Annotated in this window: 13 protein-coding genes; 6 read left to right on the top strand and 7 right to left on the bottom strand. The window is 73.5% G+C overall.

Going from position 1 to position 12253, the window contains the following annotated elements:
- Positions 1-52 precede the first annotated feature (52 nt).
- The 3 genes from ACFYST_RS07380 to ACFYST_RS07370 are packed head-to-tail and all read right to left on the bottom strand — an operon-like array spanning position 53 to position 2111.
- Complete coding sequence (locus ACFYST_RS07380) at positions 53-1042, bottom strand: hypothetical protein (RefSeq protein WP_387860662.1); 990 nt, start codon at positions 1040-1042, stop codon at positions 53-55.
- Positions 1039-1926, bottom strand: coding sequence for an ABC transporter ATP-binding protein (locus tag ACFYST_RS07375; RefSeq protein ID WP_387860660.1), 888 nt, complete (start codon positions 1924-1926; stop codon positions 1039-1041). The genes ACFYST_RS07380 and ACFYST_RS07375 overlap by 4 nt, the downstream gene beginning before the upstream one ends.
- The gene (locus ACFYST_RS07370) at positions 1923-2111 is read right to left on the bottom strand and encodes a hypothetical protein (RefSeq protein ID WP_387860658.1); all 189 of its coding nucleotides are present in this window, start codon (positions 2109-2111) and stop codon (positions 1923-1925) included. Before ACFYST_RS07370 ends, ACFYST_RS07375 begins: the two co-directional genes overlap by 4 nt.
- Positions 2112-2231: 120 nt before the next feature.
- Here ACFYST_RS07370 and ACFYST_RS07365 point away from each other — a divergent pair, with 120 nt between their 5' ends.
- The 4 genes from ACFYST_RS07365 to ACFYST_RS07350 all read left to right on the top strand — a co-directional run bounded on the left by ACFYST_RS07365 (position 2232) and on the right by ACFYST_RS07350 (position 6799).
- Complete coding sequence (locus ACFYST_RS07365; RefSeq protein ID WP_387860655.1) at positions 2232-3356, top strand: sensor histidine kinase; 1125 nt, start codon at positions 2232-2234, stop codon at positions 3354-3356.
- Between the two features lie 103 nt (positions 3357-3459).
- Positions 3460-4116 carry a response regulator gene (locus ACFYST_RS07360; RefSeq protein ID WP_387640692.1) on the top strand — a complete coding sequence of 219 codons (657 nt, stop codon included), beginning with the start codon at positions 3460-3462 and terminating at the stop codon, positions 4114-4116.
- Positions 4117-4239: 123 nt separating this feature from the next.
- Positions 4240-5442 carry a serine hydrolase domain-containing protein gene (locus ACFYST_RS07355; RefSeq protein WP_387860652.1) on the top strand — a complete coding sequence of 401 codons (1203 nt, stop codon included), beginning with the start codon at positions 4240-4242 and terminating at the stop codon, positions 5440-5442.
- A 154-nt stretch (positions 5443-5596) separates the two neighbouring features.
- The gene (locus tag ACFYST_RS07350; RefSeq protein WP_387860650.1) at positions 5597-6799 is read left to right on the top strand and encodes a serine hydrolase domain-containing protein; all 1203 of its coding nucleotides are present in this window, start codon (positions 5597-5599) and stop codon (positions 6797-6799) included.
- Positions 6800-6855: 56 nt separating this feature from the next.
- On the opposite strand, the gene gap is transcribed toward ACFYST_RS07350, so the two are convergent.
- The 4 genes from gap to ACFYST_RS07330 all read right to left on the bottom strand — a co-directional run bounded on the left by gap (position 6856) and on the right by ACFYST_RS07330 (position 10742).
- Complete coding sequence (gap, locus tag ACFYST_RS07345; protein ID WP_387639385.1) at positions 6856-7854, bottom strand: type I glyceraldehyde-3-phosphate dehydrogenase; 999 nt, start codon at positions 7852-7854, stop codon at positions 6856-6858.
- Between the two features lie 421 nt (positions 7855-8275).
- Positions 8276-9232, bottom strand: coding sequence for a GlxA family transcriptional regulator (locus tag ACFYST_RS07340; RefSeq protein ID WP_387639388.1), 957 nt, complete (start codon positions 9230-9232; stop codon positions 8276-8278).
- A gap of 65 nt (positions 9233-9297) precedes the next feature.
- Positions 9298-9969 carry an NAD(P)-dependent oxidoreductase gene (locus ACFYST_RS07335; RefSeq protein WP_387860648.1) on the bottom strand — a complete coding sequence of 224 codons (672 nt, stop codon included), beginning with the start codon at positions 9967-9969 and terminating at the stop codon, positions 9298-9300.
- A gap of 200 nt (positions 9970-10169) precedes the next feature.
- Positions 10170-10742: a DinB family protein gene (locus ACFYST_RS07330; protein WP_387860645.1), complete on the bottom strand. Its 573-nt coding sequence runs from the start codon at positions 10740-10742 to the stop codon at positions 10170-10172.
- A 138-nt stretch (positions 10743-10880) separates the two neighbouring features.
- Between ACFYST_RS07330 and ACFYST_RS07325 the strand changes: the two genes are divergently transcribed.
- On the top strand, positions 10881-11873 hold the full coding sequence (locus ACFYST_RS07325; protein WP_387860643.1) for a helix-turn-helix transcriptional regulator: 993 nt from the start codon (positions 10881-10883) through the stop codon (positions 11871-11873).
- Positions 11870-12250 (top strand): MerR family transcriptional regulator, encoded by a 381-nt coding sequence (locus ACFYST_RS07320; protein WP_387860640.1) that lies wholly within the window; start codon positions 11870-11872, stop codon positions 12248-12250. Before ACFYST_RS07325 ends, ACFYST_RS07320 begins: the two co-directional genes overlap by 4 nt.
- Positions 12251-12253: the final 3 nt, after the last annotated feature.

Below are 12253 nucleotides of genomic sequence, written 5' to 3'. Positions count from 1 at the left end.
ACACGCCCGAGCCCGTCCGAAAGGTTGTCAGCTCTTCCGATCGATTCTCCGGTCAGTCGGCGCGGGTGCGCAGCCGACGGACGGCAAGGGCGGCGGCAAAGGCGGTGAGCAGGGCGAACAGGGCGCTCTCGACGACCTGGAAGGTCCAGTAGCGGTCGGCAGGCTGCTGGGTGATCTCCACGTGGATCCGGTGGTCGGCGAGGCAGCGGGGCAGGTCGGCGAGCGAACTGTGGTCCATGCAGTCCTGGAACCAGTCACTGTGCCCGACGGGTGCGCCGCTCTCGTCGAGGATCGCGCTGGTGTCGATCACCCACGGGCCGCCGGGGACGCGCAGGCCACCGATGTCGCCGTAGGTGCCGATCTTGCTGAGGTTGGCGACGATCGGCGCGGTCAGCTGCACACTGGTCCGCTCGGGCGCCTGGTAGTGCGGCCGGACCAGGGCCGGAACGGCCAGCTGGACGGCGGTGAACACGGCGAGCGTCGTGGCCATCGCCGGAACGGTCCGACGCAGGTGGAGTCCGAGGGTGGCCCCGAGCACGGACGCGAAAGCGGCGTACGCGGCGGGCACCAGCCCGTGCGAAGCAAAAGCCACCGGCTCGAAACGCGCGCCCTCGACGGCGACGACGGGGCCGGTGGCCCAGCCCAGCAGCAGCGAGACGAGCGCGACGGCAAGCGTGCAACTGCCGCCCACCACCGCCAACTTGACCGCCAGCCAGCGGCGGCGGGTGATGCTCTGGTTCCACACCAGCCGGTGCGTACCGGCCTCGAACTCGCGGGCGACCAGCGGCGCACCGCAGAACACGCCGAGAACGACGGGCAGCACCAGCAGCAGATAGCCGAGCAGGTCGGTGCGCAGCCGGTAGCGGTCGGCGAAAGCCCCGAGCGGGCCGGCACAGTCCCGGCCACCGCAGTGCGCGAGGACGTCCTGGTGCGCGTGCTGGATGTCGAGGCCGAGCACCAGCAGGTAGCCGCCCAGCAGGAGCAGCGCGGCCAGGCCGATCAGGGCCTGGGTGCGGAACTGGCGCCAAGTCAGCCAGATCATCGACGGGCCTCCGGTCGGGCGGCGGCCGGCTGCCCGGGGCGGGCGGCGCGGGCCAGGTGGGCGAGGACGAGTTCTTCCAGGTCGGGCGCAGTGACGGTGAACGGCCCGTCGGGCAGCGGCCGTTCGAAACGAACCAGCGCGGTCTCCGGGTCGGTGCGGGTGAGCACCGTGACGTCCGCCGGGAGCGCGTCGAGGGCGGCGGGCCGGCCGGTCAGCCGGGCGTGCTGAGCGATCAACGGCTCTATGTCGCCGTGCAGTTGGACCCGGCCGCGGGCCAGCACCACCAGGTGGTCGCAGACCCGGGCGACGTCGGGCAGGGCGTGCGAGGAGAGCAGGGCGGTGGCGCCGAGTTCGGTGACGGACTCCATCAGGTGGTCCAGGAAGGCGTGCCGGGCCAGCGGGTCCAGGGCGGCGGCGGGCTCGTCCAGGATCAGCAGGTCGGGGCGCTTCGCGGCGGCCACGGTCAGCGCGAGCTGGGCGCGCTGACCGCCGGACAGCCGTCCGGCCTTCTGCCGGGGGTCCAACTCGGAGCGGGCAAGCCTGCGTTCGGCGAGCGCGGCGTCCCAGCGCGGGTTGAGGCGGGCGCCGAGCCGCAGGTGCTCGGCGACGGTGAGGTCCGGGTAGACCGGGGTGTCCTGGGCGACGTACCCGACCCGGGCCAGGTGGTCGGGGCGGGTACCGGGCTCGGTGCCGTGCACCAGGATCCGCCCCGAGCTCGGGCCGATCAGCCCGCAGGCCAGCTGCATCAGCGTGGACTTGCCGGCGCCGTTGGGCCCGACCAGGCCGACCACCCGACCCGCCGGAATGCTCAACTCGACGTCGGCGAGCGCGAGTCGGCGCCCGTACCGCTTGCCGAGCCCGACGGTCTCCAGCACCGGCGTCACCACTGCCCGTCCTCCGCGTCCTGCTCGGCGCGCCGCGCCCGCCAGGCCCGCACCAGGCGGTACCCGCCCCAGCCGAGCGCGATCAGCACGCCCAGTTGGAGCGCCCACCAGGCGTAGAGCAGCGGGCTGCGTTCGGTCTTCTCGGCCACCGCGAGCAGCGCGGCACCGGCCAGTGATGTGGTCATGGCCCCACGCTGCCGTTCGGCGGCAGGCGCCCACAGCGGCCGAAGGTACGGTCCGGACGGGAACGGGGTCGTACTTTCGGCCGGTTCGCGGCGGCCGCGGATTCCCCTACCGTGGCGGCCGTGAGGCGAACGGCGATGGTGGGGAACGCGGTGCTGGGCGCGGGATTCGCGCTGGTACTGCTGGTGATGGCCGCGCAGTACGCGGCGCAGGGCCGGGTGTGGGCGCTGGACGCGGCGACCGGCGCCGTGGTGTGCGCGCTGGCGCTGGGCCGGGAGCGGCACCGCGGCGCGGCGGCGGCCCTCGGCCTGGCCGTGGCCGGTGCGGCGGCGCTGATCGCGCGGGAGGCGGGACTGCCCGGGGAGCCCGGCGCGGCAGCCGTATTGGGCCTGCTGGTGCTCGGCGGATCGGCGGTGCGGACGCTGCCGTGGCGTCCGGCAGCGGCCCTCGGCGCGGCAGGACTGGCCCTGATGACGGCGGGCCTGCTGGCGGCCCCCGCCCCGGCCACCTCGTTCCGGATCGGCATCGAGGTGTGGGCGCTGGCCCTCGCCGCCGGCCTCGGCCTACGGCTCCTCGACCACCGCCGCAGGGCCGCCGCCGAGTCCGTCCGCCGGGACGAACGGCTGGCGCTGGCCCGCGAGTTGCACGACCTGGTGGCCCACCACATCACCGGCGTCGTGGTCCAGACCCAGGCCGCCCGGATCGTCGCCCGCAAACGCCCCGAGCAACTGGACGAGACCCTCGCCGGCATCGAGACGGCAGGCGCCGACGCCCTGTTCGCGATGCGCCGCGTGGTCGGCCTGCTACGGGCCGCCGACGACACCCCGGGAACCGCGCCCACCACCCCCGGCACCGCCGAACTCGCCGCCCTGGTACGGCGGTTCGACGACCACGGACCCACCGTCCAACTGCACCTCCCGGACCAGAACGCCACACCCTGGCCACCGGAGGTCGCCACCACCGTGCACCGCATCGTCCAGGAGTCACTCACCAACGTCGCCCGGCACGCCGCCCACGCCCGCACCGCCCAGGTCACCGTCGCCCACCCGCCCGGCACCCTCACCGTCACCGTCACCGACGACGCCCCGCCCGGCCACACCCGCCACCTCCGCCCGGTCGGCTTCGGCCTCCTCGGCATGCGCGAACGCGTCGAAGCCCTCGGCGGCACCTTCACCGCAGGCCCCGCCCCCACCGGCGGCTGGACCGTCCACGCCGAACTCCCCGCCCCCACCGGCGCCGCCCGATGACCACCCGCGACCTGCCCGCCGCCGCCCGAGACCGGCAGCCCACCCAACTCGGCCCCCTCCAACGCAACTTCACCGCCACCCCCGGCCAGAACGGCGCCACCCGATGACCATCCGCGTCCTGCTCGCCGACGACCAGGCAATGATCCGCGGCGGCCTGCGCCTGATCCTGGAGGACCAGGACGACATCACCGTGGTCGGCGAGGCCACCGACGGCCCCGAGGCGGTCGAACTCGCCCGCCGGCTGCGCCCCGACGTCTGCCTGGTAGACATCCGGATGCCCGGCCTGGACGGCATCGACGTCACCCGCGCACTGGCCGGCCCCGGCGTCCAGGACCCGCTGCGGGTGGTCGTCGTGACCACCTTCGACCTCGACGAGTACGTCCACGGCGCGCTGCACGCCGGCGCGGTCGGGTTCGTGCTCAAGGGCGCCGCACCGGCCCTGCTGATCGAGGCGGTTCGCGCCGCGCACGCCGGCGACGCCCTGATCTCGCCCTCCCTCACCCTCCGTCTGCTGCGCGGCCTCACCACCCCCACCGCCCCGGCCGCCGCCCCGCCCGGCCGGCCGCTCTCCGCCCGCGAGACCGAGGTGGTCCGCGCCATCGCCCGGGGCCGCACCAACCAGGAGATCGCCGCCGACCTGTTCATCACCCTCAGCACCGTCAAGAGCCACCTGACGGCCGTCCAGCAGAAGCTCGGCGCCCGCAACCGGGTCGAGATCGCCGCCTGGGCCTGGCAGCACAAGCTGATGGACCACCCCTGACGCCTCCCTGGGCCCACACTCCGGGTCCGATCGGGGTCCGCCCCGGATGACCCGACGGCAGCCGAGCGAAAGACTTCTCCACGTCAACAGGCAGAGCGGGAACGGACGTTGGGGGACACGGGGATGCACGCGAACACCACAGGACGCAAGCTGGCAGGCACGGCCGCGATCGGCGCGATGGTCGTCGCCCTCACCGCCGGAACAGCCTCGGCCGCGCCCACCACCACCGCCACACCCCCGAACGCGGCCGCGCTCCGCGCCTCCATCGCGGGCTACCCGAACGACCAACTCACCAGCGCCGTCGCCCTGGTGGGCGGCGACGGCGGCCGCTGGTCCGGCACCTCCGGCACCGGCGACCCGGCCACCGGCCGCCCGGTGAAGGCCGACGGCCGGTTCCGGATCGGCAGCATCACCAAGGTGTTCACCGCCACCGTCCTGCTCCAGCTGGCCGCCGAGCACCGCGTCGACCTGGACGGCACCGTCCAGCAGTACCTGCCCGACGCCCTGCCGAACGGCTACCCGGCCGTCACCGTACGGCAGTTGCTCAACCACACCTCCGGCCTGCCGACCGGCGGCGACCTGGGCGAGGACGACGGCAGCGAGGCCTGGTTCGCCGCCCACCCGGGCGCGCGCTGGAGCCCCGAGCAGGTGGTCGCCGAGGCGATGACGCACCCGAAGGAGTTCATGCCCGGTGCCGCCCAGGAGTACAACGGCACCAACTACTTCGTGGCGGGCCTGGTGATCGAGAAGGTCACCGGCCGCAGCTTCGCGCAGGAGGTCAACGACCGGATCCTGCGCCCGCTCGGCCTCCACCACACCTCGGCACCCGCCGCCGACGACACCTCGCTGCCCGACCCGACGGCCCACGCCGTGCTCGCCGTCCCCCGCCCCGACGGCGGCACCACCCTCGCGGACGTCACCCGGCAGAGCCCGTGGCCGTGGGCCGAGGGCGGCATGATCTCCACCGCGCCCGACCTGGAGCGTTTCATGTCCGCGCTGCTGCACGGCGAGCTGCTGCCGCCCGCCCAGCAGGCCGAACTGTTCGCCGTCCCGGACGTCCCGAACTTCCGCAACCACAACTGCGACATCGGCCCCACCGCCGGAAGGGCCTGCTTCAGCACCGCCCTGATGCGCTTCTCCCCCGCCCCGGGCGTCGAGTTCTGGGGCAAGACCGGGACCAGGCCGGGCTACTCCAGCGGCGTCTTCGCCACCCGTGACGGCTCCCGCGACCTGGTCTACTCCTTCACTCCCACCAGCCGCTTCGGCGCCCCGTTCGCCGCCCAGTACCGGGTCTTCTCCGCCGCGTTCGACCTGCCGGCGAACTGACCCCCTGCGACACCGGGCTGCCGCCCCTGACCCGCACCGGGGCCAGACCTCGGGGGCGGCTCAGGGTCCGTCCCGGATGACCGGGCCGCGACCCCCACGAAACACTGATCAACGTCAACAGGCACAGCAGAAACAAAAGTTGGGGGACACGGGGATGCGCGCGAAGACCACGGGACGCAAGCTGGCGGGAACGGCCGCGATCGGCGCGATGGTGGTCGCACTCGCCGCCGGAACCGCCTCCGCCGCACCCGCCACCACCGCCACGCCCCCGAACGCGGCCGCGCTCCGCGCCTCCATCGCGGGCCTGCCGAACGACCAACTCACCAGCGCCGTCGTGCTGGTGAACGGCGACGGCGGCCGCTGGTCCGGCACCTCCGGCACCGGCGACCCGGCCACCGGCCGCCCGGTGAAGGCCGACGGGGAGTTCCGGATCGGCAGCATCACCAAGGTGTTCACCGCCACCGTGCTCCTCCAGCTCGCCGCCGAGCACCGCGTCGACCTGGACGGCACCGTCCAGCAGTACCTGCCCGACGCCCTGCCGGACGGCTACCCGGCCGTCACCGTACGGCAGTTGCTCAACCACACCAGCGGTCTGCCGACCGGCCTGGGGCAGTTCCCCGACGACGGAACCCCGGAGTGGTTCGTCGCCCACGCGAGCGACAGCTTCACCCCGCAGGAAGTGGTCAGGCGGATCATGGCCAACCCGAAGCAGTTCGAGCCGGGCACCGCGCAGCAGTACAACGGCGTCAACTACTACCTGGCCGGCATGGTGATCGAGCAGGTCACCGGCCACAGCTACGGCCACGAGGTCAACGCCCGGATCCTGCGCCCGCTCGGCCTGCACCACACCCGGGTGCCCGACGTCGCCGACACTTCGCTGTCCAACCCGAGTGCGCACGCCGTCCTCGCCGTCACCCGCCCGGACGGCAGCACCGGCCTGGCGGACGTCACCCGGCAGAGCCCGTGGCCGTGGGCCGAGGGCGGCATGATCTCCACCGCGCCCGACCTGGACCGCTTCATGTCCGCACTGCTGCACGGCAAGCTGCTGCCGCCCGCCCAGCAGGCCGAACTCTTCGCCGTCCCCCATGTCCCGAACAACCAGAACGACCACTGCGACATCGGCCCCACCTCCGGCTGGGCCTGCTTCAGCACCGGCCTGATGCGCTTCTCCCCCGCCCCCGGCATCGAGTTCTGGGGCAAGACCGGCAGCCGCCCCGGGTACACCAGCGCCGTCTTCGGCACCCGCGACGGCTCCCGCGACCTCGTCTACTCCTTCACCCCGACCTCCCGCCGCGGCGCCTCCTCCGAGTCGCAACTCCGCCTCGCCGCCGCCGCGTTCGACCTGCCGACCGGCTGACCCCGGCACGCGAAAGGGCCCGCACCGTCCAAGCGGTGCGAGCCCTTGCCGTGGCGTCAGCTCGCGGCGAGCAGCTCCAGGCTGTCGATGACCCGGTGCGAGAAGCCCCACTCGTTGTCGTACCAGGCGACCACCTTGACGTGGCGGCCGTCGACCCGGGTGAGCTCCGAGTCGAAGATCGAGGACGCCGGGTTGCCGACGATGTCGGACGAGACCAGCGGGTCCTCCGAGTACTCCAGCACGCCCGCGAGCTTGCCGCCGGCGGCCTCCCGGTAGGCGGCGAGCACCTCCTCGCGGGTGACGTCGCGGGAGACGGTGGTGTTCAGCTCGACGATCGAGCCGACCGGGATCGGCACCCGGATCGAGTCGCCGGACAGCTTGCCGTCCAGCTGCGGCAGCACCAGACCGATCGCCTTCGCGGCACCGGTGGTGGTCGGCACGATGTTGACGCCGGCCGCGCGGGCCCGGCGCGGGTCGCGGTGCGGACCGTCCTGGAGGTTCTGCTCCTGCGTGTAGGCGTGCACGGTGGTCATGAACCCGTGCTCGATGCCGGCCAGTTCGTCGAGGACGGCGGCCAGCGGCGCCAGCGCGTTGGTGGTGCAGGACGCGTTGGAGACGATGGTGTGCACGGCCGGGTCGTACGCCTCGGTGTTGACGCCGTAGGCGAGCGTGACGTCGGCACCGTCGGACGGCGCGGACACCAGGACCTTCTTCGCGCCGGCGGTCAGGTGCGCCCGGGCCGCCTCCGCGGAGGTGAACCGGCCGGTGGCCTCCAGCACGATGTCCACACCGAGCTCGGCCCACGGCAGGTCGGCCGGGTTGCGCTCGGCGAGCACCTTGATCCGGCGGCCGTCCACCACCAGGACATCACCCTCGACGGTCACCGGGCGCCCGAGCCGGCCCGAGGAGCTGTCGTACGCCAGCAGCCGGCCCAGCGCGGTCGGCTCGGTCAGGTCGTTGACGGCAACGACCTCCAGCTTGCTGTCGCGCTCCAGCAGGGCGCGCAGCACGTTGCGCCCGATGCGGCCGAATCCGTTGATGGCGATGCGGGTCATGGCAGGTGCCCTTCTGTCCTTCTGAGCGGGGTGGACTCCTCCACTTTCGCTCGCGGACCGGGCCGGTGGCAGTGGCGTCCGTGCCACGGTTCGAAAGGATCGTGCCAACCACCGAACCCAACGGGAAAACGCTTTCCCTCCGCGCCCAGAAACCGCTTTCCTACCGCTTCCCCGCCGCCGGAAAGCCCCTTCCCCTCCGCCCCGTCTCCCCCGCCGCCGCCAGGCGCTTCCCCTCCGCCCCCTCCGCGACCGGCAAGCGCTTTCCCCCGCCTCCCCCGCCGCCGCCAAGCGCTTCCCCTCCGCCCCCTCCGCGACCGGCAAGCGCTTTCCCCCGCCTCCCCCGCCGCCGCCAAGCGCTTCCCCTCCGCCCCGTCTTCCCCGCCGCCGGAAAGCCCCTTCCCTCCGGGAACGGAAAGCGCTTTCACTCCCCCTTGGTGAACGTCCGCCGGTACTCGCTCGGCGTGGTCCCGAGGATCTGCTGGAAGTGCGTACGCAGATTCGCGCCGGTACCGAGTCCGGTCTCGGCGGCGATCCGCTCGACGCTCCGCTCGGAACGTTCGAGCAGCTCCCGGGCCAAGTCCACCCGCGCCCGCAGCACCCACTGCATCGGTGTGTACCCGGTGTCCTCGACGAACCGCCGGGAGAACGTGCGCGGCGAGACCGCGGCGTGCCGGGCCAGCGTCCGCACCGTCAGCGGCTCGTCCAGCCGGTGCAGCGCCCACTCCCGGGTGGCGGCGAACCGCTCCCCGATCGGCTCCGGCACGCTGCGCGGCACGTACTGCGCCTGCCCGCCACTGCGGTACGGCGCGGCCACCAGCCGCCGCGCGGTGTGGTTGGACGCGGCCACCCCGAGGTCGCGGCGCAGCATGTGCAGACACAGGTCGATGCCGGACGCCGCGCCCGCCGAGGTGAGCACGCTGCCCTCGTCCACGAACAGCACGTTCTCGTCCACCCGCACCCGCGGATACTTCGCTGCCAGCGCCCGGGTGTAGTGCCAGTGCGTGGTGGCCCGGCGGCCGTCCAGCAACCCGGTGGCGGCCAGCGCGAACGCCCCGGTGGAGATCGCCGCCAGCCGGGCCCCGCGGGCGTGCGCCGCGCACAGCGCCTCGACCACGGCGGCCGGCGGGTCGTCCCGGTCGGGGTGCCGGTAGCCGGGGACGAACACCGACTCCGCCCACTCCAGCGCCTCCAGCCCGTGCGCCACGTGGTACGACAGCCCGTCCCCGCCCGCCACCAGCCCGGGCGCCGCCCCACACACCCGCACCTCGTACGGCATGCTCGCGCGGGTCGAGAACACCTGCGCCGGGATCCCGACGTCGAGCGGCTTCGCACCGTCCAGGACCAGCACGGCCACGCGGCGCAGACGAGGAGCAGACATCCCTTCAGCCTAGGCGCCCACCCGACCGGCCCCACCCGACCGGCCCCGTCCGACCTGCGCCCGGCTCAGTCCGCGATGCCGAGAATCTGCCCGACCGTCTCCGGATCCCCCAGGCTGCGCAGCATGCAGTGCGCGACATCGGCCCGGGACACGGCGGAGCCGCCGCGCACGTTCCGGCCGTACGCGGTCCGGTAGTCGCGGGTGAGCGCCTTGTCGGTGAGCCGTGGCGGCCGCACCACCGTCCAGTCGAGGCCGCTGGCGAGCACCGCGTCCTCCATCCGGGCCAGGTCCGCGTAGTGCGCGCGCAGCACCCGCTTCACCAGCGGCGTCAGCAGGTACCGCATCACCGGCCCCTCCCCGGGGTCGTGCCGCGGCGGGTGCGGCCGGTCCGGGGACGGCACGGTGCCGATCGGCGCGGCGCTGACCACCACCAGCCGCCGCACGCCGGTCTGCCGCATCGCCTCGATGACCGTCCGGGTGCCGTGTTCGGCCACCCCGATCCCGGCTTTGCCCACCGCGCCAAGCCCGGACAGCATCGCGTCCGCGCCCTCCACCGCCGCCCGCAGCTCAGCCGCACCGGCGGTCGCCAGGTCGGCCTTCACCACCCGCGCCCAGGACTGTTCCCCCAGCTTGGCGGGGTTGCGCACCACCGCCGTGACGTCGTGCCCACTCGCCAGCGCCTGTTCCAGCAGCTGCCGGCCGATGCCCCCGGTGGCGGCCAGTACGGTCAGTCTCATCCTTCGCCCCTTCTCTCCCACACAGCCCAACGGCCTCGATCGCCTTGACGCCGCCGCCCGGCACGTTGTGACACGCCACCCGCCCAACCCGCCCCGCCGAACGCAAAACACCGAACGCAAAACACCGAACGCAAAACGCCGAGAGGCCCGCACACCTGACACTCTGTCAGCTGCGCGGGCCCCTCGACGTGCTCCAGGCCTCAGCCCATGCTCTTCGCCCCGTCGATCGCTTCCCGGATGATGTCGGCGTGCCCGGCGTGTTGGACGGTCTCGGCGACGATGTGCATCACGGTGCGGCGGGCGGACCAGCTCTCCTTCTGGTTGAACCAGGGGGCGGCGGGCAGCGGGTGGGACGCGCCCAGGTCGTCGAGGCCGGCCACCAGCTCGTCGGTGGCGGCGGCCACGGCCTCGTACGCGGCGAGCACGCCGGCCAGGGTCTCACCGGGGAGCATCCGGTACTCCTGGGCGCGGCGCTCGTAGTCGGCCTCGGTGAAGTTCATGAAGTCCGGCATCGCGGACGTACCGAACTCGATGAACCCGGCCCAGGTCCGCTCCCCCGAGGTGACGTGCTTGATCAGGCCGCCGATGCACAGCTCGCTGACGGTGCTGCGGTGCCTGGCCTGCTCGTCGGTCAGGCCCCGGGCGGTCAGCCGCAGGAAGTGCCGAGCCGCGCGAAGCCCCGCCACCAGGTCGGCCTTCTCGCCGGTCAGCCGCTCGTCCGTGATGGTGGCCGCGGGGTACTCGTTGACGGTGGTCTCGACGGTCTCGGTCATCGGCTCGCCTCTCGATAGCAACTGCGCTTCTCCGCACCGGAGTTCAACACCGTTTTCGGCGGTGTCTCGCTCTCTCGTGTTCCACACTAGAAGCCATTCCGGTCAGTTTCCGGCCGCAATTCGAGCAGGATGAACCGCATGGCCGACACCAGTGCCCGCACCCTGCGGCTGCTCACCCTGCTCCAGTCCCACCGCTTCTGGCCGGGCGAGGATCTCTCCGCCCGGCTCGGCATCTCCGCCCGCACCCTGCGCCGCGACGTCGACCGGCTGCGCGAGCTCGGCTACCCGGTGGAGGCCCGCCGCGGCGTGGACGGCGGCTACCAGCTGGCCGCGGGCGCCGCGCTTCCGCCGCTGGTGATCGACGACGAGGAGGCGGTTGCCCTGGCCGTCGGCCTGCAGGCGGCGGCCGACGGCGCGGTGGAGGGCCTGGCCGAGGCCTCGGTGCGGGCGCTGGCGAAGGTGGTGCAGGTGATGCCGGCCCGGCTGCGCCGCCGGATGGAGGCGCTGCGCACCGTCACGGTCCCGGCCGGCTGGCGCGGCGACGGCGGCAACGACGCCCGGATCGACCCGGACGCCCTCACCGCCGTCGCGCTGGCCTGCCGCGACACCGAGCGGCTGCGCTTCCAGTACGGCACCGCGGACGGCCGCGCCGGCGAACGCCACACCGAGCCGCACCACCTGGTCCGGCTGGGACGGCGCTGGTACCTCGTCGCCTACGACCTCACCCGGCACGACTGGCGTACCTTCCGCCTGGACCGGCTCACCGCCCCCGCACCGACCGGCGCCCACTTCCTCCCCCGCACCCTCCCGGCCACCGACGCCGCCGAGTTCGTCCGGGCCGGCCTGTCCGGCCAGTCCCGCCCGCACCGCGTCGAAGTGCTGCTCGACGCCCCCGCGGAGACGGTCCGGCAGCGGATCGGGACCTGGGCCGAGATCGAGGAGCTGGACGAGGACCGCTGCCGGATCCTGATGAACTCCGAGTCGCTCGACTGGCCCGCGATGGCCATCGGCTCGCTGGACATCGACTTCCGGGTCGTCTCCCCACCCGAACTCACCGCGCTGCTCGCCACCTGGGGCGAACGCTTCACCCGCTGCACCCGCCCCGACCAGCAGGCAGAATCGGCCCCGTGACGACTCAGCAGCTCCTCACCCCCGCCGAGGCCGCCGAACTCTCCGGCTTCAGCCTGGACACCCTGCGCTACTACGAACGCATCGGCCTGCTCACCGCCATCACCCGCGCGACCAGCGGCCACCGCCGCTTCACCCCCGACGACCTGGCCTGGCTGGGCATCCTGCGCTGCCTGCGCGACACCGGCATGCCCATCGCCGACATGCGCCGCTACGCCGAACTCGCCCGCACCGAAGGCCCGGCCGGCCTCCTCGACCGCATCGCCCTGCTGGAACAGCACGACACCGCCGTCAACGACCACATCGCCCTGCTGGAACGCCAACGCACCCACCTGCGCGAGAAGATCGACTGGTACCGCAGCCTCCTCCCCGCCGGCTGAGAC

It is taken from the genome of Kitasatospora sp. NPDC004614, assembly GCF_042873675.1.
Classification (GTDB): Bacteria; Actinomycetota; Actinomycetes; order Streptomycetales; family Streptomycetaceae; genus Kitasatospora.
Note: the sequence above shows the minus strand (reverse complement) of the source record. Positions and strands in the feature narration are given on the sequence as shown.

Bases quoted from the DNA above. Each gene is read 5' to 3' on its own strand.
- ACFYST_RS07350 (WP_387860650.1), top strand. From the start codon at position 5,597: ATGCGCGCGAAGACCACGGGACGCAAGCTGGCGGGAACGGCCGCGATC.
- ACFYST_RS07370 (WP_387860658.1), bottom strand. From the start codon at position 2,111: ATGACCACATCACTGGCCGGTGCCGCGCTGCTCGCGGTGGCCGAGAAG.
- ACFYST_RS07380 (WP_387860662.1), bottom strand. From the start codon at position 1,042: ATGATCTGGCTGACTTGGCGCCAGTTCCGCACCCAGGCCCTGATCGGC.
- ACFYST_RS07330 (WP_387860645.1), bottom strand. From the start codon at position 10,742: ATGACCGAGACCGTCGAGACCACCGTCAACGAGTACCCCGCGGCCACC.
- ACFYST_RS07340 (WP_387639388.1), bottom strand. From the start codon at position 9,232: ATGTCTGCTCCTCGTCTGCGCCGCGTGGCCGTGCTGGTCCTGGACGGT.
- ACFYST_RS07325 (WP_387860643.1), top strand. From the start codon at position 10,881: ATGGCCGACACCAGTGCCCGCACCCTGCGGCTGCTCACCCTGCTCCAG.
- ACFYST_RS07360 (WP_387640692.1), top strand. From the start codon at position 3,460: ATGACCATCCGCGTCCTGCTCGCCGACGACCAGGCAATGATCCGCGGC.
- gap (WP_387639385.1), bottom strand. From the start codon at position 7,854: ATGACCCGCATCGCCATCAACGGATTCGGCCGCATCGGGCGCAACGTG.
- ACFYST_RS07335 (WP_387860648.1), bottom strand. From the start codon at position 9,969: ATGAGACTGACCGTACTGGCCGCCACCGGGGGCATCGGCCGGCAGCTG.
- ACFYST_RS07355 (WP_387860652.1), top strand. From the start codon at position 4,240: ATGCACGCGAACACCACAGGACGCAAGCTGGCAGGCACGGCCGCGATC.